22 protein-coding genes are annotated in these 24,917 nt (G+C 72.1%); 10 read left to right on the plus strand and 12 right to left on the minus strand.

All coding sequences use genetic code 11. The features are described 5' to 3' along the window. Window positions 1-124: 124 nt before the first annotated feature. From AC07AL_RS27735 to AC07AL_RS27765, 7 genes are read right to left on the minus strand one after another with little or no spacing between them, the layout of a single operon-like run. On the minus strand, window positions 125-2,377 hold the full coding sequence (locus tag AC07AL_RS27735) for an MMPL family transporter (protein ID WP_478318569.1): 2,253 nt from the start codon (window positions 2,375-2,377) through the stop codon (window positions 125-127). Further along, window positions 2,349-3,572, minus strand: a complete 1,224-nt coding sequence (locus AC07AL_RS27740; protein WP_478318570.1) for a beta-ketoacyl-[acyl-carrier-protein] synthase family protein — start codon at window positions 3,570-3,572, stop codon at window positions 2,349-2,351. Before AC07AL_RS27740 ends, AC07AL_RS27735 begins: the two co-directional genes overlap by 29 nt. Further along, window positions 3,569-3,841, minus strand: coding sequence for an acyl carrier protein (locus AC07AL_RS27745; protein ID WP_350876141.1), 273 nt, complete (start codon window positions 3,839-3,841; stop codon window positions 3,569-3,571). Before AC07AL_RS27745 ends, AC07AL_RS27740 begins: the two co-directional genes overlap by 4 nt. Window positions 3,842-3,875: 34 nt before the next feature. After that, window positions 3,876-4,871 carry an NAD-dependent epimerase/dehydratase family protein gene (locus tag AC07AL_RS27750; RefSeq protein WP_363581103.1) on the minus strand — a complete coding sequence of 332 codons (996 nt, stop codon included), beginning with the start codon at window positions 4,869-4,871 and terminating at the stop codon, window positions 3,876-3,878. Continuing rightward, entirely contained in the window at window positions 4,868-6,568 is a 1,701-nt protein-coding gene (locus tag AC07AL_RS27755) for an AMP-binding protein (RefSeq protein WP_478318572.1), read from the minus strand. Before AC07AL_RS27755 ends, AC07AL_RS27750 begins: the two co-directional genes overlap by 4 nt. Beyond that, window positions 6,565-7,530, minus strand: a complete 966-nt coding sequence (locus AC07AL_RS27760) for a 3-oxoacyl-ACP synthase III family protein (protein WP_478318574.1) — start codon at window positions 7,528-7,530, stop codon at window positions 6,565-6,567. The genes AC07AL_RS27755 and AC07AL_RS27760 overlap by 4 nt, the downstream gene beginning before the upstream one ends. Window positions 7,531-7,583: 53 nt before the next feature. Further along, the gene (locus tag AC07AL_RS27765) at window positions 7,584-8,408 is read right to left on the minus strand and encodes an alpha/beta fold hydrolase (protein WP_478318576.1); all 825 of its coding nucleotides are present in this window, start codon (window positions 8,406-8,408) and stop codon (window positions 7,584-7,586) included. A gap of 418 nt (window positions 8,409-8,826) precedes the next feature. Between AC07AL_RS27765 and AC07AL_RS27770 the strand changes: the two genes are divergently transcribed. Beyond that, on the plus strand, window positions 8,827-9,501 hold the full coding sequence (locus AC07AL_RS27770; protein WP_363581095.1) for a hypothetical protein: 675 nt from the start codon (window positions 8,827-8,829) through the stop codon (window positions 9,499-9,501). A 35-nt stretch (window positions 9,502-9,536) separates the two neighbouring features. Continuing rightward, entirely contained in the window at window positions 9,537-10,229 is a 693-nt protein-coding gene (locus AC07AL_RS27775; RefSeq protein WP_363581093.1) for a hypothetical protein, read from the plus strand. Window positions 10,230-10,454: 225 nt separating this feature from the next. Here AC07AL_RS27775 and AC07AL_RS27780 read toward each other — a convergent pair whose 3' ends face one another. Together AC07AL_RS27780 and AC07AL_RS27785 are read right to left on the minus strand one after the other, a co-directional pair. Beyond that, on the minus strand, window positions 10,455-11,501 hold the full coding sequence (locus AC07AL_RS27780; protein WP_478318578.1) for a DUF4190 domain-containing protein: 1,047 nt from the start codon (window positions 11,499-11,501) through the stop codon (window positions 10,455-10,457). Between the two features lie 631 nt (window positions 11,502-12,132). Next, complete coding sequence (locus AC07AL_RS27785) at window positions 12,133-13,260, minus strand: FAD-dependent oxidoreductase (RefSeq protein ID WP_478318580.1); 1,128 nt, start codon at window positions 13,258-13,260, stop codon at window positions 12,133-12,135. 125 nt (window positions 13,261-13,385) lie between these two features. Between AC07AL_RS27785 and AC07AL_RS27790 the strand changes: the two genes are divergently transcribed. Beyond that, window positions 13,386-13,979, plus strand: coding sequence for a TetR/AcrR family transcriptional regulator (locus AC07AL_RS27790; RefSeq protein ID WP_363622051.1), 594 nt, complete (start codon window positions 13,386-13,388; stop codon window positions 13,977-13,979). A gap of 22 nt (window positions 13,980-14,001) precedes the next feature. On the opposite strand, the gene AC07AL_RS27795 is transcribed toward AC07AL_RS27790, so the two are convergent. Continuing rightward, window positions 14,002-15,393 (minus strand): sporulation protein, encoded by a 1,392-nt coding sequence (locus AC07AL_RS27795; RefSeq protein WP_478318582.1) that lies wholly within the window; start codon window positions 15,391-15,393, stop codon window positions 14,002-14,004. 334 nt (window positions 15,394-15,727) lie between these two features. On the opposite strand from AC07AL_RS27795, the gene AC07AL_RS27800 reads away from it, so the two are divergent. From AC07AL_RS27800 to AC07AL_RS27820, 5 genes are all read left to right on the plus strand, one after another. After that, window positions 15,728-17,041, plus strand: a complete 1,314-nt coding sequence (locus AC07AL_RS27800) for a UDP-glucose dehydrogenase family protein (RefSeq protein ID WP_400988917.1) — start codon at window positions 15,728-15,730, stop codon at window positions 17,039-17,041. 456 nt (window positions 17,042-17,497) lie between these two features. After that, on the plus strand, window positions 17,498-17,887 hold the full coding sequence (locus AC07AL_RS27805) for a hypothetical protein (protein WP_478318583.1): 390 nt from the start codon (window positions 17,498-17,500) through the stop codon (window positions 17,885-17,887). Window positions 17,888-18,300: 413 nt separating this feature from the next. After that, window positions 18,301-19,599 carry a glycosyltransferase 87 family protein gene (locus AC07AL_RS27810; RefSeq protein WP_363581079.1) on the plus strand — a complete coding sequence of 433 codons (1,299 nt, stop codon included), beginning with the start codon at window positions 18,301-18,303 and terminating at the stop codon, window positions 19,597-19,599. Window positions 19,600-19,756: 157 nt separating this feature from the next. After that, the gene (locus tag AC07AL_RS27815; protein ID WP_363581077.1) at window positions 19,757-19,939 is read left to right on the plus strand and encodes a hypothetical protein; all 183 of its coding nucleotides are present in this window, start codon (window positions 19,757-19,759) and stop codon (window positions 19,937-19,939) included. A gap of 332 nt (window positions 19,940-20,271) precedes the next feature. Then, the gene (locus tag AC07AL_RS27820; protein ID WP_478318585.1) at window positions 20,272-20,844 is read left to right on the plus strand and encodes a hypothetical protein; all 573 of its coding nucleotides are present in this window, start codon (window positions 20,272-20,274) and stop codon (window positions 20,842-20,844) included. A gap of 46 nt (window positions 20,845-20,890) precedes the next feature. On the opposite strand, the gene AC07AL_RS27825 is transcribed toward AC07AL_RS27820, so the two are convergent. After that, on the minus strand, window positions 20,891-21,523 hold the full coding sequence (locus AC07AL_RS27825) for a peptidase inhibitor family I36 protein (RefSeq protein ID WP_363581075.1): 633 nt from the start codon (window positions 21,521-21,523) through the stop codon (window positions 20,891-20,893). Between the two features lie 394 nt (window positions 21,524-21,917). Between AC07AL_RS27825 and AC07AL_RS27830 the strand changes: the two genes are divergently transcribed. Continuing rightward, a complete protein-coding gene (locus AC07AL_RS27830; RefSeq protein WP_363581073.1) occupies window positions 21,918-23,051 on the plus strand; it encodes a DUF4185 domain-containing protein in 1,134 nt (377 codons plus the stop codon). Between the two features lie 170 nt (window positions 23,052-23,221). After that, a complete protein-coding gene (locus AC07AL_RS27835; RefSeq protein WP_363581071.1) occupies window positions 23,222-23,602 on the plus strand; it encodes a VOC family protein in 381 nt (126 codons plus the stop codon). Window positions 23,603-23,874: 272 nt separating this feature from the next. Here AC07AL_RS27835 and AC07AL_RS27840 read toward each other — a convergent pair whose 3' ends face one another. Further along, entirely contained in the window at window positions 23,875-24,666 is a 792-nt protein-coding gene (locus AC07AL_RS27840; RefSeq protein ID WP_400988977.1) for a nucleotidyltransferase domain-containing protein, read from the minus strand. Window positions 24,667-24,917 lie beyond the last annotated feature (251 nt).

Genomic DNA, 24,917 nt, shown 5'->3' on the forward strand with positions numbered 1-24,917 from the left:
GGGGGGGGAACCGGGGTGTTTGCTTTTGGTTTCCGCACGCCCCCCCCAGAAAAACACCACCAGTGCTCCGAGCCCGCTCCGCACGCCTCCCAGCGCCAGGCCCGCCCGGAACCCACTCGTACGCTCACTCCACCGCTTCCAGGCCCGGCAACGGCGCCGGACGGGGCCCGCTCGGCGCCGCCGGCCGCCGCAAGCGCGGTGTCCACCAGTTGAGTTCGCCGAGCAGGCGCATGGTGGCGGGGACCAGCAGCATACGCACCACGGTGGCATCGACGGCCACGGCCACCAGGACACCGAGGGCGATCTCCTTCACGGTGACGACGGGGCTGGTCGCGAAGGCCGCGGCGACCAGCACGATCAGGGCCGCCGCGGCCGAGATCAGCCCTCCGGTGCGCCCGAGGCCGGTCACCACGGCGCTCGCGTTGTCCATGCCGCCGCGGTGGAGCTCGCGGATCTGCGCGATCAGGAAGAGTTCGTAGTCGACGGAGAGCGCGAAGACGAACATCAGCATGATGGCGGCCTCCAGCGCGCCGACGTATCCGGTGGGTCGAAGGCCGAGCAGCCGGGCGCCGTGGCCCTCCTGGACGGTCCAGGTGACGGCGGAGTAGGCGATGCCGAGGGACATCGTCGTGGTGATGACGGCCTTGACCGGGACCAGCAGCGATCGGAAGGCCAGGAAGAGCAGGCCGAGCGTGACCACCAGCAGGTACCCGACCAGCGCCGGGAGCCTGGCCCCCAGGGCGTCCAGGACGTCGACGTTGGCGGCGGCCGGTCCGCCGACCAGGACCAGGCCGCCGTCGGGCGGGTCGAGCGCCCGCACGGCGCGCACCAGTTGCTCGGCGGCGGGAGCGTCCGGAGCCTCGTCGGTGGCCACGGTCAGCAGCGCGCTGTGCGCGGTGCTGACCCGCAGCCGGACGTCCTGGGCGTCCGGCAGTCCGGCGAGCCGCTCCTGCCAGCGGGCCAGTTCGGCCTTGCCCGGCTCGCCGCCGATGTCGTCCCGCAGGTGGGCGACGACCTGGAGTTGGTCGAGCGCGGCCGCCGGGAAGTCCTCGTGCAGCAGCTCCTGGGCCCTGCGGCTGGCCGCCCCGGCGGGCAGGGTCCGCTGGTCGCTCGCCGCGAGGTGGAGCCCGACGACCGGCGCGCTCAGCACGGCGATCACCGCGACGGCGGCGGTGAGCCAGGCCCACGGGTGGGTGACGGCGCTCCGGCCCAGCCGGTACCAGAACCCCGTCTCCTGGTCCGCCGCCCAGGCCCGTCCGAGACCGGCCCGTCCGAGGCCCGGCAGCCGGATGCGCCCGGCGTCGACCCGAGGGCCGAGCACGGCCAGCACTGCGGGCAGCATGGTGAGGCTGACGGCGCCGGCCAGCGCGACGGTGACGGCGGCGCCGATGCCGAGGGAGCGGGTGATGGGGAACGGAAGCAGGGTCAGGCCCAGGACGGCGAGCGAGATGGCCGTCGCGGAGTAGAGCACGGTGTGCCCGGCGGTGGCCATGGTGGCGGCGACCGCCCGGTGCCGGTCGCCCCGGTGGCGCAGCTCACGCCGGAAGCGGACGACGACGAACAGGGCGTAGTCGACGGACAGCCCGAGAGCGATCATGACGACGACGTTGCGGGTGACGTAGCTGACCGGCACCAGCAAGGCGAGGAGCCGCAGCACCCCGAAGGCCATGGTGAGGCTCGCGCCGGCCACGGCCAGCGGCAGCAGGGCCGCGGCGAGGCTGCCGAAGAAGAGCAGGAGCAGCAGGAACAGCAGGGGGAAGACGTAGAGTTCGGCCCGGGTGAGGTCGTCGTCGACGGTGCGGTCCAGGTCGGCCTCGAGCGGGACCTGCCCGGCGTAGGTGACGGTGAACCCATCGGCGTGCAGTAGACCGCGCATCCGCTCGTAGGAGGCGGCCTTGGCGTGGTCGCCGGTTCCGGCCAGTCCGACGACCACGCAGGCCGCGTGCCCGTCGGTGGAGACGAGTTCCCGCTTGCCGGTGTTCCAGTAGTGCTGGGCACCCGCCAGCACGGTCCTGGGCACGGTGGCGAGCGCGGACCGCACGGCTTCGCCGAACTCCAGGTCGTCCACGGTGAGGGTTTCGCTGCGGAAGACCACGATCGTGCTGGTCCCGCCCGCGTTGTAGTGGTGTTCGATGGCTTCGAGCGCCCGGCCGGACTCGGCCCCGGGGTTGGTGAAGCCGCCGTGGGACAGTCGCGCGGGCAGCCCGGCCCCGACGACCGCGGCGACGGCCAGTAGCAGGGCGGTGGTCCACAGCACCGCCCAGCGGTGGCGGGCGACGAGTGCGCCGAGCCTGGCCCCGCTGCCGCCGGGCGGCGCCGGGGTGGTTCGGACCGTGCCCGCCCGGGGGTCAGTCCCGGCGCAGGGCGAGGACGACATTGTGGCCTCCGAAGCCGAAGGAGTGGCTGAGCGCCGCGTCGATGCGCTGCCGGCGCGCCGTCCCGGTGACGCAGTCGATGTCGAACTCGGCGATGTCGGGGGTGAGGTTGGCGACCGGCGGCACCAGTGCGCGTTCGATGGTCAGCACGGTGAGCGCCGCCTCGATCGCACCGGCCGCGCCGAGGCTGTGGCCGAGCACGCCCTTGGGGGCGGTGACGCTGGGCCGGTGCGGCAGGGTGCGGGCGATCAGGCCGGCCTCGGCGGCGTCGTTGAGCGGGGTGGAGGTGCCGTGGGCGTTGACGTGGCCGATGTCGCCGGCGCCCAGGCCCGCGCTGCGCAGCGCCGTACGCAGCGCCTGTTCCGCACCGGCGGCGCCCTGGGGCGGCGCGGTCGGGTGGTGGGCGTCGTTGCTGGCGCCGTGTCCGGCGAGCACGGCGCGCGCCCGGGCACCGCGCGCCTTCGCGTCCGCGGCGCGCTCCAGGACGAGCACGGCGGCGCCCTCGGCCAGGACGAAGCCGTCCCGGTCGGCGGCGAACGGCCGGGAGGCGCCCGGCACGTCGTGCCCGCGCGCCGACAGGGTGCCCATCCGGTGGAACCCGGTCGCCACCAGCGGGCTGAGGGCGGCTTCGGCGCCACCGGCCAGGACGATGTCGCAGGACCCGGCGACCAGCAGGTCGTGGGCGATGGCCAGCGCCGTGGCACCGGAAGCGCAGGCGGTGGCGCAGGCGAGCGTGGGACCACGCGCGCCGAACTCCTGGGCCACCTCGCCCACGGCCATGTTTCCGATGACCATCGGGATCACCGTCGGCGAGACGTGGGCCGGCCCGCGCTGATGGAGTCGGCGCAGCTGGTCCTCCCAGTGCGGCGCGCCGCCGAAGCCCACCCCGAGCACGACGGCGACCCGGGCGCCGTCCCACCCGCCGGTGTCCAGTCCCGCGTTCTGGACGGCCTCCCGGGCCGCGAGCAGCGCGAGCTTGCTGAACCGTCCGATCCGCCATGCCTTCTTTCGCCCGACCGCCGTGTCCAGGTCCATGGCGGGGATGCGGCAGGAGAACGTCACCGGGGCGGCGTCGAGGTCCGGGTCCGGTGACGCGGTGGGTGTGCCGGCGCAGACCCGCTGCCAGGTCTCCTCGGCGCCGAACCCGGCCGGGGTGACGAGCCCCAGGCCGGTGACGGCGATCTCGGGGCGGTTCACGCGACGGGTTCGGTCGCGTCGCCGAGTCGGGCCTGGACGATCCGGGCGACGTCGATGAGCGTGCTCTGCCGGTCGGCGTCCTCCTGGCTGATCAGGATGCCGAACTCGTCCTGGAGCACGAAGGCGAACTCGGCCAGCGCGAGCGAGTCGACGTCCATCTCCTCGAACGTGGCGTCGGGGCTGATGACGTCGGCGGATACGCCGAACCGCTCGACGAGCAGGGTCTGGGCGGTGTCGCAGACGTCGTCCACGGAGAGCGTCGTGTCCATCGTGGTTCCTTTCCGGAGTGTGAGGGGGGCGGGCTCAGCCGCCGGTGGTGCGGTGGTGACGGGTCAGCTCGGCCATGGCCTGGTCGAAGGTGGTGGGCGGCTCGAAGCCGAGGTCGCGCCGGGCCGCCGTGAGGTCGAACCAGTGCGGCCGAGTGAGCTGGTGGAGCAGGAACCGGCTGAGGCCGTGGTCGGTGTGGCGGCGGAGCACCGTCGTGGTGGCGTCGGCCAGTACGGCGGCGGCCAGGGCGACGGGGTAGGGCACTGGGCGCCAGCTCGCGCGGCGTCCGGCCGCGGTGAGGAGCCTGGCCACCACCTCGCGCAGCGGCCGCGGTTCGCCCTGGGCGATGAAGTAGGCCCGCCCTGCCGCCGGGTGGCCCGGTCGCAGCCGGTCCAGCGCGAGCAGGTGGGCGTGGGCCGCGGTGGCGAGGTGGCAGGTGTCGACGAGGTTGGTGCCGCGGCCCGGCATCAGCAGTCGCCCGGTTTCGGTCGCCCGCAGCAGGGCGGGCAGGAAGTGCGGGTCGCCGGGCCCCCAGATCAGGTGGGGCCGCAGCACCGTGGTCGCCAGGTCCGGGCCGTTGGCGGCGAGGACGGCCGCCTCCGCCTCGGCCTTGGTGCGGGGGTAGGCGGCCGAGTGGCTCCGGGGCCCGGGCAGGGACTCGTCCGCTCCCGTGACGCCCTCGGGGGTGAAGGCCACGCTCGCGGTGGAGGTATAGACCAGTTGGCGAATGCCGAGGGCGCGGCAGGCGGTCAGCACGTGCCGGGTGCCGTCGACGTTGACCGCGCGGTACGGCCGCTCGGGGCCCCGGACGCCGGCCAGGGCCGCGTTGTGGATCACCGCCTCGCACCCGTCGAGGGCTCGCCGGACCGTATCCGGGTCGGCGATGTCGCCCAGGTGCTGACGGACCCCGAGGCGCTCCAGCTCCGGACTCCAGCGGCGGTTCAGCGAGACCGCCACGTCGCCGCGCCCGGCGAGGCGGCGGCACAGCTCCAGGCCGAGGAAGCCGCTGCCCCCGGTGACCAGGATCCTCATCGCCCGCCTCCCAGCACGCCGCCCGGGCGTCGTCGGCGCAGCCGGCGGCGGGCCCAGCGGGCGAGGCGGTCGCGGTCGACGCGCGAGTTGTGCCTCGGGTCGGTGGGCAGCCGGTGGTGGAGCAGGACGGTGGAAACCCGGTGGCCGCCCGGCACCGCCGACAGGGCGTGCCGAAGCCCCTGGAGGACGGCCGTCGCCGAGTTGGCCCCCGATGGCGCCAACTCCACGCACAGCACCGGCCGTTGACGGCCTGCGGGCCCGAGGCCGATCAGCGCGGTGCGGCCGATGCCGGGCACCGCGTCGGCGATCCGCTCGACCACGGCGGTGTCGAGCGCGAACCCGGCTCCGTGCACCCGGTGCGCGGAGCGCCCGAGGAACCACAGCCGGCCGCTCTCGTCGAGCCAGCCGAGATCGCCGGTGCGGTGCAGTACGTCCTCCCCGGTGCCGACCTTGGCGGCCGCGTTCGCTCCCGGGCGGGCATGGTAGGCCCGGCTGACCTGCGGGCCGCCGACCGTGATCTCCCCGTAACTCCCTTGCGGCACTGTCCGGTTGTACGACACGGGGCCGACCGGCACCAGGACGTGGGCCGCGATGCCGGGCACCGGGCGGCCCAGGCAGACCCCGCGGTGGGCGTGCAGCGGTTCCGCGTGCGCGGCGGCCAGTTCGGCGCTGTCGATCACGCTGACCGGCAGGCATTCGGTGGCGCCGTACGCGCTGAGCAGCGTCGCCTCCTCCGGCAGCGCCCGGCGCAGCGCACGCACCAGCCGTTCGGACGGCGGGGCGCCGAAGGAACAGGCCAGCCGCACCGGGGCGAGCGACAGCCGGCCGTGCTCGCACTCCCCGGCCAGGGCCCGCAGCACCGCCGGGGAGGCACACACCACCGAGGTGAAGTGTTCGGTGACGGCGCGCGCCAGGTCGGCGCCCCGGGTGCGGGCCGGTCTGAGGTGGTCGATGGCCGGGACGACGGTGGTGGCGCCGGTGGCGGGCCCGAACAGGGCGAAGGGCAGGAACCCGGCGAGCAGCACCTCGCCCGGGCCCAGCCCCAGCAGCCCGGTGAGGGAGCGGACCTGGGCGGCCAGCTGCCGGTGCTCGTACTCCACGCCCTTGGGCACTCCGGTGGAGCCGGAGGTGAAGGCGATCAGCGCGAGCGAGGCGGCGGGCGGCGGGCTCGGCCATGACGGTTCCGGCCGCTCCGTCTCCAGCTCCGTCTCCAGCTCCGGCCGACGCGCGCACCACGCGCGCCACGCGCGGCCCGTGAGCAGTGAGACGGTGACGTGCGGGCGGGCCCAGCCGAGCAGCAGCCGGGCCAGCTGGGCGAGCGGGTCGCCGATGAACACCTCGGGCCGCGTCTCGTCCAGACAGGCCCGCAGCGCCGGACGGGGCAGCGCCGGGTCGATCAGCACCGGCACCGCACCGAGGGCGAGCAGCCCGTACACGGTGGTCACCAGGTCGTACGGGTCGCGGGCCATCACCACGGCCTTCTGCCCGGCGCCGACGCCCGCCTCGCGCAGTTCGCGGATGCGCGCCCGGCAGGCGGCCTCCAGCGTCGCGAAGTCGACGGTGTGCCACCGGCCACGTGGAGCGGTCCAGACGAGCGCGGTGCGGTCCGGCTGCAGGCCGGCCCAGCCGGCCAGGTGGGCGGCGAGCGTCTCCGGCCAGGCGTCCCGTTCCTCGGTCGCCCCGGGGACCGCGCTCACCACCGCAGGGCCATGACGCCGAGGCTGGTGCCGCTGGCCAGGCCGAGGATCCCCACCAGATCGCCCTCGCGCAGCCGGCCCCGCTCCTGCGCGAGGACCAGCTGCAGCGGGATGGTGGCGGTGGCGACGTTGCCGTAGTCGGGAAAGGTGGGGATCACGGCCTCGGCGGGGATGCCCGCGGATGAGCAGAGGTCGCGGGTCATGGCCGCCGAGGGCTGGTGGACGCAGAACAGCGCACAGTCGGCCACGGAATCGATCAGTTCGCCCGCGGCCTTGAAGGCCTGTCCCCGCAGCTCCGCGAAGGAGGCCGTCAACGCGGCGTCGTCGACCTCCAACTCGTGCATCCGGCCGGTGGCGTACGGGCTGCGCAGTACCGCGCTCGGCCACGCGGCCGGGTTGGCGAAGAAGCGGCTGCCGAGGATGCCGGGCCGTTCGCTCGCCTCCACCAGCACGGCCGCCCCCATGTCGCCCAGCGTGAGACTGGCCAGCGCCGATGCGAGCCGACCGCGGTCCGGAATGCGCCAGCGGGTCATCCGGCTGGGCACCTCCCCGGTGACCACCAGCACCCGCCGGTAGGAGCCGAGCCTGATCAGCGCATCCACGCTCTCCAAGGCGCTGAGCACGCCGTTGCAGGCGTTCATCAGATCGAAGACCGGTGCCGTGACACCGAGCTTGGCGGCCACCACGTTCGCGGTCGCCGGCTCGTCGAGGTCCTTGCTGATCCCGGTGTAGACGAGCAGGTCGATCGCCTCGGGCGGGAGGCCGGCGTCGCGCAGGGCGGCGGCGCCCGCCCGGGCCGCCAGGTCCGAGGGCATTTCCTCCGGCGCCGCCACGCACCGCTCGCGCAGCCCGAACATGTGCTCCAGCAGTCCCGCCGGCAGCGCGGCCCCGGGGCTCTGCCGGCGCAGCTCCTCCTCGATCTCGCGGGAACTCTGGCGGGCCTCGGGGACATGGACCCGCACGAGACTGATCCTGCTGTGGGGCGAGGGCATGGGCACCTTTCCGTGATGGTTCGTCATCGTGTGGACAGGAAGCGCCGAAGCGGCCTGATCAGGGAATCGCCGGCGTCCTCCAGGACGAAGTGGCCCGCGTCGGCGAAGGCGTGCACCTCGGCGTGCGGGAGTCTGCGCCGCCACTCCCGCAGGACGAGCGGGGTGAACACCGGGTCCCGCAGGCCCCAGCCGATGAACACCGGCAGCCCGGCGAGGTCGGCGCTGTCGTCACCGGGATCGACCAGGGACCAGGCGGGGTCCGCGCCGCTGCGCGGGATCTGCCGCAGGAAGTCCCGTACCGCGCGGCGCTGCCACGCGCCGCGGTACGGCCGCAGGTAGGCGGAGCGGACCTCGGCGGGCAGCGGCCGGACCACTCCGGCGCGCAGCGCCGCCCGGGGGAAGACGTTCAGCAGGTGCGCCGCCTCGCCGAGCGGTCGGACGTCGCGCAGCAGGGCCAGCGAGCGCGGCAGCCGGTAGCCCTCGGGCCAGCGGAAACCCACGCTGTTCAGCACGACCAGCTTCGTGACCAACCCGGGATGCCGCCTCGCCCACGCCAGGCCGATCGGCCCTCCCCAGTCGTGTACCGCCAGGGTCCAGCCCGCCGACGGCGCCCGGCGCTGCTCGATCAGGTGGGCCGCCAGCGCGTCGAGGTGCTCCAGCCGCTCCGCGAGCGGAATCGGACCGGCACCGGTCCTGCGCTGAGAGAGCCCCATGCCCAACTGGTCCGGCACGATGCAACGGAAGTCCTCGTCCAGCGCGGTGATAAGACGCCGCCACAGATATCCCCACGTCGGGTTTCCGTGCAGCATGAGCACGACGTCGCCGGATCCGTGGTCGACGTAGTGCAATCCGGATTCCGCCTCGCGCCGCCAGTGCTCCGCACCCGGAAAACCGGGCAGCCGATCCACGGCCGGAATCCGGGGGCCGCCGGGCGGAAGAGGTGGACTGGGCGGCATTGATGTCTCCCCTCATCCGTCGGGCGACCCGGCGGGCCGACTCTGAAAAGGTCTGCCGCAGAACGTAGCCCGACACCGGCGGAAGACCCGGCAGGCACACGCCGCTATCCCTCGACTGCCGGACATTAAAGGTCGTTCACGATCTTCAGTAGCAAAAAGGAAGCTCCATAGGAGCCCGAGGGCGCACTGCGGCAGTCGGGTCAATGTCGCACCGCAAAGACGAATCCGGCTCCGCCCGGATCGCACAGCGCCCCACTGGCGGTGATTCTGACAGCAGCAGTTCGTATACATAAACAGAAGGAGAGCAACTATGGGCGCTCAGCCCACCGCCCCGGGCACGCCGTCGGGGCCGCACACCAGAAATCTCTCGGTCCGGCGGTGGCGTCTCGCCACCGTTCCGCTCGCCCTGGTCGCCACGGCCGCCGGTGCCGGCCTGCTCTTCCAGCAGGCCGCCCCCACCCGGGCCGCCGCCAGCGAGTCCACCGGCCACCGCGACACTCTCCTGACCAAGCTCACCTGCTCCGGGCAGGCCGTCGGCACCAGCAGCGCGCCGATCACGAACACCGCCGGGACCGTGTCCCTCTCCTGGGTCGGCACGTTCGACGAGTGTTTCGCCGAGAACGGCGGGCCCACGGACGTACTGTCGGCGACGTTGACCTTCGCCGGCACCGGCACGCTCTCGTGTTCCTCCCCCAGTACGTTCAGCGGCACCGAGACCATCACCTGGTACAGCGGACTGAACCAGACCGGCAGCGTCGTCGGAACCTCCACCGTGACCACCAACGGCGCACAGGACGTCGAAGGCGACCCCGCGCGCGGGGACATCCTCAACTCGAGCGACGGCACGGTGTCCCTCGGCAGCAAGGTCCTGCCGCTCGCCGGCGTCCTCGCGACCTTCGAGCCCACCAGCGACATCAGCCACTGCTCCAACGGCCTGAGCAGCCTCACCGCGAAGCACGACGCCCAGTTCTCCGAACTCCTCTGACCCTCAGCCGCCCGACTTCACAGAACAGGAACACCATGCCCTTGCACTCCTGGGACTCCGACCCCGTGCCGACGCGTGAAGCAGCGCCGTCCAGGCCCCACCGGTGGCGCCTGGCCGCCGTCCCGCTCGCCCTGGCCGCCGTGGCCGCCACCTCGGCCGTGCTCCTCCAGCAGCCCGCCCCCGCCTCGGCCGCCGCCGACACGCCGGTCGTGACCGACGGAGCCAACGGGACCGCCGAAACCCGGGCCAACCCCCTGGTCCGGGTCCTGTGCGCCGCAGAGGGTACGGTCAACAGCACCATGCCGATCACGGACACCCCCGCCGCGGTCGACCTGTCCATGAACAACGGCACCACCACGAGGTGCCTGACGAAGAACGGCGGCCCCAACGTGTCCGCCGGAACGATCACCCTCACCGGGTCGGCGACCCTCTCCTGCAAGCAGCTCGGCCAGCTCACCGGCACCATCGTCGTCGACTGGGCCGACGCGAACGGCAACCCGGCCGGCACCTCCACCATCAACGCCGCGGGCATGCAGGACGTCGAGGGCGACCCCTCGAAGAACGAGATCTCCAACAGCCTCAACGGCACGGTGTCCCTCGACAGCTCCGTCCTGCCCGGCGCCACCGTCACCGGCACCCTCTTCCCGGGGGCCGACATCACGGACTGCAGCAGCGGGACCATCTCCAGCCTCCCGGGAAGTCGCATGATCATGCGCTTCAAACTCTGAGGCTCCCTCGACACCCGGCCGGGGCGTGGCACGTGCCGCGCCCCGGTCTCGGATCATCCGGATCAGGAGTTCCGCCCGAAGCAGTCGCCGATCACCGCCGGACGCCCGGCCCGACGCTCTCGACGCCGTTGGTGGACGGGGTGAAACGAGCCAGGTGACGGCGACGGCAGGGTGGTGGCAGGTCATGCCTCCTGCGCAACAGGCTTCGGGGGGAGCGGCCCCGGGTCAGCTCGGAGAGCCGGACCAGATGACGTCCTTGCGCAGCCGCCCGAGACCGTAGTCGAACTGGACGGAGAACCGGTCGGCCGCGCTGCCCGGCAGGGCGTACGCCGTCAGACCGGCGGCCTCCTCGCCCGGGGCCAGCGAGCCCTTGAGGATCTTCATCCGTCCGCTTCCGTCGATCAGCGTGAAGACGAGGTTGCCCTTGGCGTCCCTGATGGTGGGCAGCCCCGACCCGTTGAGCGAGACCTCCTCCGACCCGGTGTTGACGACGGTGATCCTCACCTGGATGATCTTGGCGTTCTTGGGGGTGTCCGACACGCTGTCACTCGGAACGTACGGCGTCGGCGCGGCCATCGTGACCTTCAGGCCGTCCCCGTACGTGTAGGACTGGCCGAACGACAGACGCCGGGCCCTCTCGTCCGCGGCCGCCTTCTCCTGCTCGGCCTCGAACCTCTTCCGCTCGGCCCCGATCCGCTCCCGCTCCTTCGCCGCCCGCTCGTTGGCGGCCTGAGTCTCGGCATCGGCGCGAGCGCGCGCGGCGTTCTCCTCCGCCCGCCGCTCCTCGTCGGCCGCCTGCACCCGCGTCACGACGAACACCCCGGCGCCGACCGAGACCAGCAGACCGGAAATGCCCAGGATCACACCCGCGAGCGCCATCGCCCGGTTGGTCGCCAGGCCCTTGCGGACGTAGCCCAGCCCGATGGCACCGAAGACCACGGCGAGCAGGGCCGGCAGCCAGGACAGCCAGAAGAAGATGACGGCCAGGCTGAGGACGCCACCGACGATCCCGAGCACCATGGCCGCGGTGCCCAGCCCGTTGCGAGGCTGCGGCGCCGGCATCGGATACGCGTACGGCGGCCAGTACGGGCCGTTCGGAGCCGCGACTGGGGGCGCAGCAGGGGCGGGGGTAGCGGTCGGGGCAGGCACCGTGGCCTCGCCCTGACCCCGGGCCTCGTCCTCACCCTGACCCGGGCTCGGTGCCGCCCATGCGTTGGTGTCGGCCGGCTCCTCGGCGGACTGCGGGCTGTCAGGCAGGGCAGGAACGGTCATGCAAAATCCTTCAAGCGCTTGAGACGATGAGCGGCTGTTCAGCCTCGACGCCAAAGGATCACCTGATCCCCCGACGACAGCGACCGGATTTCCGCGAAGCGATCACCACCCCAGGCCGGACCCGCACGTCGACACCCCGGGACGGGACACCGACAGGGTCGGCGGGTGATCAACATACAGGTGCCCGGTGACAGCTCCGACGTCACGGTCCAAGCTCAAACCAGGAACGGCCGAGCCACCTGAAAGGGAAACACCCGCCACGGCCATCAGGACCGCACTCCTCACCGGGACCAGCCGTCCGGCCGGACTCGGCTTCGCCGTCGCCCGCGAGCTCGCCGAACAGGGCTACCACGTCATCCTCACCGCCCGCGACCACTCCACGGCAGAGTCGCCGGCCGCCCGACCGCACCGGGACGGGCACCCACCCCGAGCGACAACGTGCACCCAATCCCCAGTCTCAGTCGCTTCAGTCCCTGCCGCCGCCCTGACCTGCGTGAATACGCAGCGACCAAAGGGCCCGGACAGCCCGTGGAAGCCGACAGTCGCTCGACCCGCCCCGGACGACTCCAGCCGTGAGCGCCCGAACAGCCGGTGCCTGAGCTGAGACAGCCAGAGCGCGAGTGGAGTCGGTTCAGGGGGCCGTCGCGGGAACGAGGTGGTCGAGTCCCTGCGCGCTGCCCGTCGCGGCCTCGATCGAGCGCGGCAGCATGATGCCCTCGTAGGCGCGGACGGCGTCGTCGACGCTGGGTTCGGTGGCGAGGGCGTGAGCGAGGTCGGAACCGTCGAGCATGGCGAGATTGGCACCCAGACCGACCGGGGGCATCAGGTGCGCGGCATCGCCGAGCAGCGTGACGCCGGGGACGTGCTGCCAGGTGTGCGAGGCGGGCAGGACAAACAGGGGCCGGTTGACGAGCCCGCTGTCGCTGTCGCGCAGGACGTGGCGCAGGCTCTCGTCCCAGCCGTCGAACGCCCTCAGCAGGTGCGTCCGCACGGCCCGCTGGTCGCCGAGGTCGATACCGGCGGCCGTGTGCCAGTCCTCCGGCACGCGCAGCGCGATGTAGGCGCGGATGTGGCCGTTGCTGTTGCGCTGGGCGACCAGGGACCTGCCGACGCCCTTCGCCAGCATCGATCCGCTGCCGACCAGCCGCGCGAGGTCGGGGTGACGGGTGTCGCAGTGGTCGAATCCGGTCTCGACGAAGGTGACACCGGTGTAGCCGGGTACGGCGGGCGACAGGGCCGGGCGGACGCGCGACCAGGCGCCGTCGGCACCGACCACCAGGTCGAAGTCCTCGGCGGTACCGTCGCCGAAGCACAGCCGGCAGGTGCCGTCCGCCAGCGGGGTGACCCCGCTGACGGCGCGGTCCCATCGCACCGTGCCCTCGGCGATCGACTCCAGGAGCAGGCCGCGCAGTTGGCCCCGGTCGATCTCCGGCCGGCCGCCGTCGGCGGAAGGCCCCTGCTGCGCCAGGAGCGCGGCGGTGGCGAAGTCGAGCACGCGCCACGCGTCTCCTTCGGGGCGGGCGAGGGCGTGGAACCGGTCGAGGAGCCCCGCCGCGCGCAGGGCGGCCTGGCCGGTGTCGGCGTGCAGGTCGAGGGTGCCGCCCTGCGGGCGGGCGCCGGCGGATGCCTCGCGTTCGAAGACGGTGACGGAGCGACCGTGCTGCTGCAGGACCCGGGCGCAGGTGAGGCCGCCGAGGCCGGCGCCGACGATCGCGATGCGGGGACGGCGGGGATCACGGGGATTGCGGGCAGAGTTCATGGGAGTGCCCCTCAGGAGGTGGGTGGGCCGTTGGGAGGCCCGACACCACCAAGAAAGCACACTCGCTAAATAAGCGCAACGACTAAACTTTTGCAGCGGATGCACTATGTCGGTATGGTGGGCACGTGACCGAACCGACCGGGCGCCGCGAGCGCAAGAAGGCCCAGACCCGCCAGTCCCTGGCCGACGCCGCACTCGACCTCTTCCTCGAACACGGCTACGACCAGGTCGGCGTCAAGGACGTCGCCGAGGCCGCCGACGTCTCGGTGACCACCCTGTTCAAGCACTTCTCCGGCAAGGAAGCCCTGGTCTTCGACCAGGAGGACGACATCGAAGCAGCACTCGTCGCCGCCGTACGCGAACGCACCCCCGGCACGTCGATCCCGCAGGCGCTGCGCGAGCACCTCCTGCTGACGCAGACCCAGTTCGCCGTCCACACCGCGGACCCCCGGTTCGCCGACTTCACGCGCATGGTGCAGGAGACCCCCGCGCTGCGCGACTACGCCCACCGCATGTGGACGCGCCACGAAACCGCCCTGGCACGAGCCATCGCCGAGGCCGTCAACGCCCCCGAGGACGACGTCAGCTGCGCCGCCCTCGCCCGTTTCGCCCTTGAGAGCCGCAGCCTCATCCTGCGGCACGCCGAACCGCGCCGAGCCGCCGACGAGGCCTTCGCCCTGCTCGAACACGGCTGGGCAGCCTCCCACCCGGGCACCTGACCCGGCCGCGCGGCCTCTCGCCCTATGCCGCGACGCCGGGTTCCTTGCCGGTCCGCCGGAGGAACTCGACGACCCGCGGCTCGCGGCGCCAAGGGGTGAGCGCGGTGTTGAACTCGCGGATGTAGTCCTTGGCCCGGCTGGACTGGACACGGGCGAGGATGTCGACGGCCTGGTGGCCGAGCGCGAGGCCCTGGTCCAGGTCCTTGCTCTGGAGGTGGGCGGTTCCGACGATGGCCAGCCGCATCCCGACCGAGCGGGTGAACACCCCGGGCGGCATGGCGGCGGCCTGCGCGTTCCACGCGAGGGCGGCCTCGGGGTGCTTCAGGTCGCGGAAGATCTCGGCGGCGTCGGCCGAGAGCCGCGCGTGGTGGTAGAAGTCGATCCACGCCGGCTCCTCGGCGCCGTCGCGGGCCTGGTCGAGCAGGCTCTCGGAGGCGGCGAGCGCGGCGGAGGCGGCCCGGGCGTCGTCGTCCCGGGCGTGGGCCCGGGCCTCGATGAGCTTGGTGAACGCGAGCACCCTGGGGGCTGCCCGGCCCTTGGCCCGCTCGAAGGCGCCCTGGGTCATGTCGATGGCCTCGCCGGCGAATCCCCTCAGCAGGGTCTGCATGGCCATCGTGGTCAGGACATAGCAGCCGAGCTGGACGTCGCCGCCGGCCCGGGCCAGGCGGAGGGCCTGGATGAAGTGCCGTTGAGCGACCTCGTGTTGGCCGACGTCGAAGGCGGTCCAGCCCGCCAGGCGGGACAACTCGGCCGTCGCGGAGAACAGTTGGCGGCCGACCTCGTCGCCGAAGGAGCCGTTCAGGAGCGGGACCGCGCGTTCCCGGAGGCAGGCGGTGACGGAGTCGGCCTTCCAGTTCCCGCCGCCGTATCTGGAGTCCCAGCGCCGGGCGTCGTCTGCGGCGTCCCGCAGTTCGGCGAGGTCGGCGGCGCCGACCCGGCCGCGGCCGCGGTGGGCGGCGGTGTCGTCGGCGGGGGTGACCAGCCAGCGGGTGACCGGGGTGGTGAACGCGGAGACGGCGAAGCCCGCACCGGTGAGGAAGTCTCGGCGGTTCACGCTGCTCCAGAACGAAGTGGCCGTGCGCACGGCCTCGGCGGGGTCCCTCGGGAAATCCCACCCCATCGCGGCGTCCGGTGTCCCGGCATCGGCCATACCGATCTCGCCGAGTTCCACGGGCCGGCCGAGCCGCTCGCCGATCGCCCGGGCCAGCAACTTCGGCACGGGCCAGTCCGGCACCATGCCTCGCGCCGTCCAGTTCGCAACGGACGTGTGCGTGTAGGTCGTGGTCAGCCCGGCTTCGTGGGCGAGCTGGTTCACCCGGTGGGCCAGCGATTTGTGGCTGGCGCCCTCGCACTTGTCGATCATCCGGGCCAGTGCGTCGTTCGGCGGCTTGGTCCGGCGGGTGGTCGACGCCACAACGTCCCCCTCAGTCGGTCCCCGCACGGGCACGGGGAAGTCGTACGCGGCCCGCCACGAGAAGTCGCGTGTCCGGCACCCGAGGCCGGATCACCGAAGGTAGGGCATCCGTCGCTCATGGTGAATCGGATGCACGATGTGTGAGCCCCCCTGCGAGCCCTCCCCGCACCGGCTGCCAGGCGGTTGCCTGGTGCTCCGGGCCTCCGCCGGGACCTGCGGAAACCTCCTCCCGTCGGGGCCACCACCGATTCACGCTCAGGGGTGACAACCGGATGCGCGGAATCGCAGGACCGGCCGGCGCGGACGCCGCCCGCCCCTTCGGAAGGACACGTTCGTGAAACTCACCGTGATCGGCTGCGGCTACCTCGGCGCGACCCACGCCGCCGCGATGGCCGAGCTCGGCCACCAGGTCCTCGGCATGGACACCGACACCGACAAGGTCGACGCGCTGAACAAGGGCCAGGCCCCGTTCGTCGAGCGCGGCCTGGACGACCTGCTCGCCGAGCACACCGCCACCGGACGGCTCCGTTTCACCGCCTCCTACGCGGAGGCCGCCGACTTCGCCGACGTCCACTTCCTGGGCGTCGGCACCCCGCAGCGGGACGGCAGCGGCGCCTACGACCTCACCCACCTCCACACCGCCGTCCGGCGCCTGGCCCCCCGGCTCGGCGACGGCGCGGTCATCATCGGCAAATCGACCGTCCCGGTCGGCACGGTCGCAGAGCTGCGGCAGACCCTGGACGAGCACCTCCGCGCCGGGGTGAGCGTCGGCCTGGCCTGGTCGCCGGAGTTCCTGCGCGAGTCGTTCGCCCTCCTGGACACCCTGGAGCCGAACCGGATCGTGCTCGGCGTCGAGGACGGTGACACCGGCAGCGAGGCAGCCTTCCGGCAGGTCTACGCCGACATCCTGGCCGCCGGCTCCCCGCTGATCGTCACCGGCATCGCGACGGCCGAGCTGATCAAGGGCGCCGCGAACGCCTTCCTCGCCACCAAGATCTCTTTCATCAACGCGATGGCCGAGCTCTGCGAGCTGGCCGGCGCCGACGTCCGGCAGATCGTCCTCGCCCTGGGCTACGACCACCGGATCGGCGCCGAGGGCATGCGGCCCGGCCTCGGGTTCGGCGGCGGCTGCCTGCCCAAGGACCTGGCCGGGTTCACCTACCGCGCCGAAGAGCTCGGCGCCGACACCGGCCTGCTCCGCCAGGTCGCGGCGATCAACCGGCGCCGGCGCGAGCACACCGTCGAACTCGCCCGCGAAGTCCTCGGCAACGCCGTGACCGGCCAGCGGATCGCGGTCTGGGGCGCCGCGTTCAAGGCCCACACCGACGACATCCGCGACTCCCCGGCCCTGGCCGTCGCCGACGCCCTCCAGCGGGCCGGCGCCGAGGTCACCGTCCACGACCCCGCCGCCATGGACAACGCCCGCAGGGCCTACCCCCGGCTCGACTACGCCGACGACCCCACCCAGGCCGTCACCGGCGCCGAACTGCTGCTGCACCTGACCGACTGGCCCCAGTACTCCGACGCCGACCCGGCCGACCTCGCCCGACACATCGCCGTCCCCCAGGTCATCGACGCCCGCGGCACCCTCGACGCCGCTCGCTGGCGTGCGGCCGGCTGGACCTTCCGCGCCCTCGGCCGCCCCTGAGCAGCTCGGACGACCCGCACGGAGCCCCGGCAGCCACGTGTATCCCGTCCGACTCTCGCGAACCTGCCTTTTGAGCACGGCCGCAAGCACCGCCCCACCCCATGGCCATCACTCACAGCCGACGGCCATGGCGGGCCGACGCCGCACCCGGCAGGATGGGCCCGTGCCGAAGAACCCACCGAAATCGATGCAGCACCACCTGCGTCGGTGCCTGAAGGGCCACGCCCGTGAACGCCGGCCCCACGTGAACGCCGTCACGGTCCGCCTCCGAGCCGGATTCGCCTACGTAGCAGCCGAATTGCCCACCCAGGAGCCCCAGCCTCCGTGGTGCCGGTGCTTCACCACCGGACTGCCCACCGGTTCCCCCGAAGAGGCACTCGGCTGCGCCTGCGGTGTGCACCCGGGCGACCCCGCCGGTCCGCCCCCGTTCGACACGGCAGCCCGGACGACGCGGGCATGATTCCTCTCCCTGCGCTGCCCCCGGGGGCCACGTGGCGCGGCACCGGCACAGGTGTCTTCTACTACGCGGCCCGGGTCGAAGGGCACTGGTGGGTCCTGCGACTCAACGACTTTCCCGAGCATCCCCTCTACACCTTGTTCATCGACGCACGGGTCATCGGTGACGTGGCCGATGATCCGGCCGTCTGGCAGCAGTTGCCGCCTTCTGCGACGCTCCCCGTTCTCTCCGCGCCGGAGCGCACGGAGGTACTCCACCTCATGGCCGGTCTCGGCCCCTACGGCGCCGAGGCCGGCGCCCCGTGCACAAGCGACTGGTGCACCTGCAGCACCCTCACCGACGAATACGCGGCCCAGCTCAACACCCCTCCACCGACTTCTGCGGAGTAGCAGTAGGAGGATCGGCGGCCGCAGGCGCTGTGGGCCGGCGTCGAAGGGTCCGCCCCGGGGCCGGTGTCGTCCGTGCCGCCCGGGTCGGCTCTTCTCCGTGTCCTGACGGTCCGGGGCCAGCAGAGTGCCGGTGGACACGGGCGCCTATGATCGGCCGGGGGCGGATCCGCCCGTTCGCGCACCACCCGCCGGATGCCACCGTCGGGGCCGGCTCACGGGAACGGATCACGGGAACGGATCACGGGAACGGGCCACGGGGGCGGACCAAGGGGTGGGGCACGGAGGGCTTTCGGGTCCGGCTGCCGCCCTGCGGACGGGGCTCCCCCGCGGAGGGCCGCGGTACCGGCCTCGCCGTCCGACCCACGACACGCACCCCGGCCGGCCCACCGCACCGCCGACCCGAATGGAGACCGATGTCCGAGATAACCGCCGAGGAGCCGCGCCAGCGCACGGCCGACCCGACGGTCCTGATTCTGGCCGCGATGGCGGCGGTGATGGCCGCGCTCTCGGTCCGCATCCTGATGCTGGACAACGAGTCGACGGACTTCTACTACTTCCTCGGGCCCTGGTACCAGTACATCGCGAACAACGGCGGGTTCCACGCTCTCAGCGGCACCGGCTTCTCGGACTACAACGTCCCCTACCTGTACCTGATGGCCGCGCTCACCTACCTTCCGGTGGCCGCGCTGACGGGTATCAAGTGCGTCTCGATCCTGTTCGATCTGGCACTGGCGTACTACACGTTCCGCATCGTCTCCCTGCGGTCGCCGCAGCAGCCCTGGCGGGCCCTCGGCGCGGCGGTGATCGTCCTCTTCCTCCCCACGGTCGTGACCAACAGCGGCTGGTGGGGCCAGGCCGACGCGATCTTCACGACCTTCCTGGTCGGCGGCGTCTACCACATCCTGCGCGACCGGCCGTGGTGGGCCTGCTCGTTCTTCGGGATCGCGCTGGCGTTCAAGCTCCAGGCGGTCTTCCTGTTCCCGCTCCTGCTCGTCCTGGTGCTGGCGCGACGGATCCCGTGGCGAAGCCTGCTGGCCCTTCCGGCGGTGTACGTGGCGCTCGACATCCCCGCCGTCCTGCTCGGCTCCGACCCCTGGCAGCTGCTGACGGTGTACGCCCGGCAGCCGGACACGTACAAGGACCTCACGCTCAACGCGCCATCGGTCTACCAGTTCGTCTCGGTGCCGTTCGAGGAGCAGGACGCCGTACGGCACGCAGGTGTGCTGGTCGCGGGCGCGCTGGTGCTGGTGCTGATCGGGCTGGCGGTCTGGGCCATCCACCGCGCCGGCGGGGCGGCGGCGCTGAAGGCCGGGGACGGGCGGGAGGCACCGGCGGTACGGGAGGGGCGGCCCGAGCTCACGGACACGGGGATCCTGCTGCTGGCCGCCGTCTTCGCGATCGCGGTGCCGTTCCTGCTGCCGTCCATGCACGAGCGCTACTTCTACGTCGCGGACGTGATCAGCGTGATCATCGCCTTCCAGCTGCCCCGGCGGCTCTGGTACGTGCCGGTCCTGGTCCAGTTGTCGTCCTTCGGCAGTTACCTCAAGTTCATCGCCCCCAGCGTGTCGCCGTACCTGTCGATGCCGGCCCACGGCGCGCTGATGCTGCTGGCGCTGATAGCCGTACTCCGGGCCACCATCGGGGAGTTCCGGCGCTCGTGGACTCCGGGCGACCTCGAACCGGCCGCAGGGGCGGCGGCGCTGACCGCGTAGGTTCGCCGGATCGCCCGGTCACACGGCTTCGGACAGTGACCTTCCTCCCTCCCACGGCATGATGGCCACCTCTCGCGTCAACCACGCTTGACGCGAGAGGTGGCCATCATGCCGTGGCGGCACGGGAGTTGACCACGGGCGCTCTACCCTTGGGGCCATGAAACAGCAGTACGTCACCATGGTCCTCGCAGGCCTCCTGATCGGAATCCTCGCGTTCGGCGCCGGCTGGTACACGGCCCGCGCCCGGGAGACCGCTCCGGCCCCGACCTACATCACGGTCACGCCGGAGCCGGTCACCGCGGGCACGATCTCCCCTCCCGCCTCGGAAAGTGTTCGGTAACCGATCAACATCGTGGCGTGATGCGCTGGCGGCGATCTTCGCGGCGGGGTGTCCGCGAAGATCACCGCCATGTGTGTCCCTTCGTGCAGACCTTCCTATGACTCGTCGTGGGCGGACGCCCAGTGGGCGGTGATCGAAGCGCCGCTGCCGGTGCGCGATCCGCGGCGGGGCCGCCGGCTGCTGTGATGCGGAAGGAACCGGCCAGCACTGGCCGCGCCTGGCGCCCACGCGGCGACGGCTCCCGCGATCTTCGACTCGCCGCACCAGGACGACGAGGCGATCGGGCTCGCCGGTTCGATCCTGGAGCACAAGGCCTCCGGGCGACCGGTCTCGTGCTGGTGACCCGGGGCGAGAACGGCGGGCTCGCCCAGTACATGAATCAGGGCGCATGCCAGAGCCTGGGCAACAACTGCTCCGCCCCCGGGCACTACCACGCCCTCGGCTGGGCCGAGACCTGGCCGACCCCTGAGGTCGTCGTCGGCCGTACGGCCGAGTTCAAGCTCTCCGCCAAGGCCCTGGGCGTCGACAAGGTCATCAACTTCGACCTCTCCGACGAGGCGAACGGCGACTTCGACGGCTTCGTGCAGAAGGTCATCGCCAAGGTCCGCTCGCTCGCCAAGCAGTACCCGGGCGCCTCGCACAAGTTCGCCGCGGGCCGACTCGACGGGAACCGCACGCACAAGGCATGCAGCGACGCCGCCTCCTCCTACGTCCTCGACATCCCGGACGCCCACATGGCGAAGAAGCGTGCCTCGATCCTCGCCTCCAACACATGGGACCCCAAGCGGAACCTCTACGCCCTCGGCTACCGCAGCGTGCCCGTCTGGATAGAACAGTCGCACGCCGACCCGCGGGAGTTCGTCCACACGCTCCCCTCGGACTACAAGCCGGGGCCGGTGGCGTAGCCGAGTAGCCGGTCGGGGCCACGAGCTCAGCCGGCGCGCGGTAGGGCTACTGACGAACGGCCCAGAAACGGTCGGCCATGTTGTCGAAGCCGACCGACGCGGACAGGGACTCCGGCGGCTCCTTCCAGAGCATCTGCCACTGGCCGTCGCCCGGGTCGTTGTCCACGATCACCTCCAGGCCGCGGGCGGTGTTGACCCAGCTGCTGGTCTGGTCGCGGAACCCGTAGTCGGCGAAGTACACCGGCCTGTCCTCGTGGAAGAGGTTGAACTGCAGCCTCCTACCGCCCCAGTTCTTGTCGGCGTAGAAGCAGTAGTAGGAGGGTTCGCTGGTCGGGGCCGGGCACTTCTTCCAGTCCGCGCCCCTGGCGGACCGACGGTGGTGGTCCCCGCTCCACGGCGGAGCCTGCGCCTCGCCCGGCAGCGGCAGGACCACCACCGCCCCGTCCGGGTACGTGATCTCGTTGGCGGCGGTCTGCTTACCGTCCTTGCTCGCGGTGAGTTGGGCGTCCACCGCCTGCTGCAGCAGGTCGCGGTCACCGCGGGCCAGGTTTCTGATGGCGGGCCGCGCGTCCTCACCCGTACTGGGCGCGGCTGCGGCCCGCGCCCCGAGGGGCGCAGCCAGGAGCACGAAGGCCACGACCCCACGAACGAGGAGACTGCGGACTTGAGAGTGCGTCATATTCCAACGGTAGCGATACGCATACGATATGTGATGCTCGCGTCTCGATCAGGGGGCGTGAAACGGCACGCACGCGCTGATCGATCGAAACCTGCGCCCGGGAGAGCACTTGCTGCTCACCGCGCCCGTCCGGGATCGTCCGGGATCGGGTCACGGAGCGGCCGGTGGTGGGCGGGCCGTCCGGCTGTGGACGTTCGGCCCCACCTCCCGTCGGCTGGTCCACGTCCGGATGCGGAACTTCCGTGTGGCATAGCCAATTTGGGTGAAGGTTTGCCCACCGGTCGACGGGAGGGCGACGGGGCGCCGTAGCCTCGGTGGCGACCCGTCGCCGCCGAGGTGCGCGATCCGTTCGGAGCCACGGGAATTCGTCGACTCGGAAAGGCCATCGACAGAAATGACACTCTCATCGGGCTCATCGGGCGGGACCGACGCGGCGGCCGGCGGGCCCTCCCGCCGGAAGCTCCTCAAGATCGGCATCGGCGTCGCCGTGGGGGCGGGGGCCATCGGCTCGGGTGCCCCAGCGGCGGTCGCCGGCGGTCCGAACGACCCTCCGAGCCCGACGGTCGCGACCAAGGTGAAGAACCTCAGCGGACCGGTCGAGACCGGGCCGTTCGCCTCGCCGTGGACCGACCTCGGCATCCCCGTGCTGTGTCCGGACGGCACCATGCTCTTCGTCTGCGGCGACACCTTCGACGGCGCCCAGGTGGGCGCCGCCGACTGGCGTGCCCCGGTCGGTCTGCGCTCCAGCAGCGCCGACCTGAACAACCTGCGCATCGACGGCAGCGTCGGCGGCAGCCACGCCAACAGCCTGGTCGACGAGCCGCACAACCCGGTCGGCGACAAGGCCACGACGGCGATCCCGTCCGACGTGTTCGTCGTCGACGGCGTGATGTACATGCACCTCATGCGCGGCGTCATCTACGACACCCACCACACCGACTTCTGGCGCTCCACCGACAACGGTGAGACCTGGCAGTACCTGTGCCAGTGGCCGGGCGACCTGTACGGCGGCCAGTTCCAGCAGAAGACGTACGCCGTGGCCGACGACGGCTACTGCTACGTCCTGTCCACGGTCTTCAACCGCGACGTGGAATCGGGAATGCTGCTGCACCGGGTACGGAAGGAGAGCCTCGGCAATCCGGACGCCTACGAGCCGTGGGGCTACGCCGACGGCGGGTGGCGGTGGAACGCGCCCGCCCCGACGACCGTCTTCGGCACTCGCAAGTGGGGCGAGATGTGCTTCCGCGCGATGGACGGCAAGTACGTCCTCACGTGGCTGAACATGGACCAGCTGTCGATCAGGGCGATGGTCTTCGCCCTTCCGACCTCGGACCTGACCACGACGCTGGAGCAGGCCATGATCCTCCCCTGCGCCCCGGGCCAGGAGGTCGCCAACCTCGTCGCCAGCCCGTACGGCGGTTTCGTCATCCCCGGCTCGACGTTCGGCAACTTCCACATCGTCGTCAGCCAGTGGTACGACCCGACGAACTACCGGATCATGCAGTACCGGATCAACATGCTGTCCTGAGCCCGCTCCGGCTTCGGGCCCGATGCCGCCGGCCCGGCGTCGGCCCGGAAATCATGTCGACCGCGCTCGCCTCGTCCGGTACGGTCGCGGGGTTGTTTTCGCTGCCGGGAGCCCGTGCGGTTCGCATGCGGTCTCCCCGGCGGTTCCCCGGCTGAGAGCAGGTATTCGTCATGGCGTGTCGTATCGGTGAGCTGGTGCTCGGTTGCCGCGACCCCGAGGTGCTGGCACGGTTCTGGTGCGAGGTCCTGGACTTCGTCGTACTCGGTCGCGAGGACGACGGCTCGATGGAGATCGGGCCGCGCGAAGGGTTCGGCGGTGCGCAACCGACGATCTTCCTCAGCCGCCGGGACGAGCCCGAGAAGGGCAAGTCCCGCCTGCACATCGACGTGAACCCCACCGACCGCGATCAGGACGCCGAGCTCGAACGCCTTCTGGCGCTCGGCGCGCGCCCGGCCGACATCGGCCAGACCGGGCAGGAGCAGTGGCATGTCCTGACCGACCCCGAAGGCAATGAGTTCTGCCTGCTCAAGGCTCGCATCGACCCGCTCTGATGCTCATCGGCCACGGCTCGGCGCCAGGTTCCGGACGCCCGGGGCCTGCCGCGAAGTCCGGTGCGGCGGGGGTGGCTTGATCGGTCTCGAATCTGACGTGGCGAAAGTCTTGTGCAGATTCGACAAGCTGACCAACCGCGTCCACTTCTGCACGGTGAACCCGAAGGAACGAACCAGCTGATTCCGCCGCCCGGTGGTTCGCTGCTCGCATGATGGCGTGGAGCCGCTGACGGGCCGCCAGGGGCGAGGCGCCCGGTTCGAGGTGTGTGCTGCTACTCGGTGCGGCTCCGGAGCGCGGCGAGGGTCTCCTCGACCAGCAGCCGCGCCTCGGCCACTGTTGCCGCCAGCAGTTCGGCGCTCTCTCCGGGCGCCCCCAACAGGTGGCGGACTCGCGGGCCGAAGCCGGCTGGCGCGGCCGGTAGCGTCTCGGCGGCGGCCAGCGCGCCCTTCTCGTTGAGGCACCAGCGCCGGTCGGCGGCGAACATCGCTTGCACCAGCACGCCAACGGCCCGGGAGAGGCAGAGCGAGACGTACAGCGTGTCCGCCCGTGCCGCGCCCTTCGCTGCGGCGCCGACCAGGAACTCCGCCTCCCAGGCTCCCGCCGTCAGGGCCTCTCGCAACGGCTCGGGGTAGGTCGCGGTCTCCTGTTGAAGGTCCGTCAGCTCGCGGGCTGGGTCGGCCAGGACCTGGCCGAGCGCCACCTCGCCCGCGTAGCAGGGCGACCAGAAGCCGAGGGGATGCCCCGCCTGCACGCCGACTTCGTACCGACCCTCGCGGCAGTCCGCCCACACCTGCTCGACCCGGTCCACGTCCCGCAGGATCCAGTCCACTGCCACGCCGTCGACTCGCAGCCACGCGCCGCCGTTCACCCACGGCCCCCAGCCGCCCGGGCCGGCCACCTCCACCTCGGAGCCGGCCAGCGCGCGCAACGCGGCGAGATCGAGCCCGCCACGGTAGTAGACGCCGAGGTCCCAGTCCGAATCCGGCCGGTGCTCTCCGCGGGCCCGGCTGCCGCCGAGCATGACTCCGACGACGCCCGGCACCTCGGCCAGGCGGTTGGCCATCTCCTCGATGATCGCTCGCACGGGGCGAGTCTGGCATTCACCAACGCGTCGGGCCAGCCGTTTCCGCCGGAGGCCATCGGATGCGAGGGCTTCGAGGGCTTCGAGAGCTTCGAGGGCGGGTGCCCCGGCGGCAGACGATCCACGCGCGTCTGGTGACGAGCGCGGGAGGGAACGGCCGATCCTCCGGAGCCATCGGGCGACGGAGCCGACACCCGTCCCCCGTGTCCTGTGACAGCACTCCAACGCCCCGC

This window comes from Kitasatospora sp. NPDC043949 (assembly GCF_056435365.1).

Coding starts and splice junctions, on each gene's coding strand:
- AC07AL_RS27735 (WP_478318569.1), bottom strand. CDS start 2,377: ATGTCGTCCTCGCCCTGCGCCGGGACTGACCCCCGGGCGGGCACGGTC.
- AC07AL_RS27745 (WP_350876141.1), bottom strand. CDS start 3,841: ATGGACACGACGCTCTCCGTGGACGACGTCTGCGACACCGCCCAGACC.
- AC07AL_RS27750 (WP_363581103.1), bottom strand. CDS start 4,871: ATGAGGATCCTGGTCACCGGGGGCAGCGGCTTCCTCGGCCTGGAGCTG.
- AC07AL_RS27770 (WP_363581095.1), top strand. CDS start 8,827: ATGGGCGCTCAGCCCACCGCCCCGGGCACGCCGTCGGGGCCGCACACC.
- AC07AL_RS27775 (WP_363581093.1), top strand. CDS start 9,537: ATGCCCTTGCACTCCTGGGACTCCGACCCCGTGCCGACGCGTGAAGCA.
- AC07AL_RS27780 (WP_478318578.1), bottom strand. CDS start 11,501: ATGACCGTTCCTGCCCTGCCTGACAGCCCGCAGTCCGCCGAGGAGCCG.
- AC07AL_RS27785 (WP_478318580.1), bottom strand. CDS start 13,260: ATGAACTCTGCCCGCAATCCCCGTGATCCCCGCCGTCCCCGCATCGCG.
- AC07AL_RS27805 (WP_478318583.1), top strand. CDS start 17,498: ATGATTCCTCTCCCTGCGCTGCCCCCGGGGGCCACGTGGCGCGGCACC.
- AC07AL_RS27810 (WP_363581079.1), top strand. CDS start 18,301: ATGTCCGAGATAACCGCCGAGGAGCCGCGCCAGCGCACGGCCGACCCG.
- AC07AL_RS27815 (WP_363581077.1), top strand. CDS start 19,757: ATGAAACAGCAGTACGTCACCATGGTCCTCGCAGGCCTCCTGATCGGA.
- AC07AL_RS27825 (WP_363581075.1), bottom strand. CDS start 21,523: ATGACGCACTCTCAAGTCCGCAGTCTCCTCGTTCGTGGGGTCGTGGCC.
- AC07AL_RS27830 (WP_363581073.1), top strand. CDS start 21,918: ATGACACTCTCATCGGGCTCATCGGGCGGGACCGACGCGGCGGCCGGC.
- AC07AL_RS27835 (WP_363581071.1), top strand. CDS start 23,222: ATGGCGTGTCGTATCGGTGAGCTGGTGCTCGGTTGCCGCGACCCCGAG.
- AC07AL_RS27840 (WP_400988977.1), bottom strand. CDS start 24,666: ATGGCCAACCGCCTGGCCGAGGTGCCGGGCGTCGTCGGAGTCATGCTC.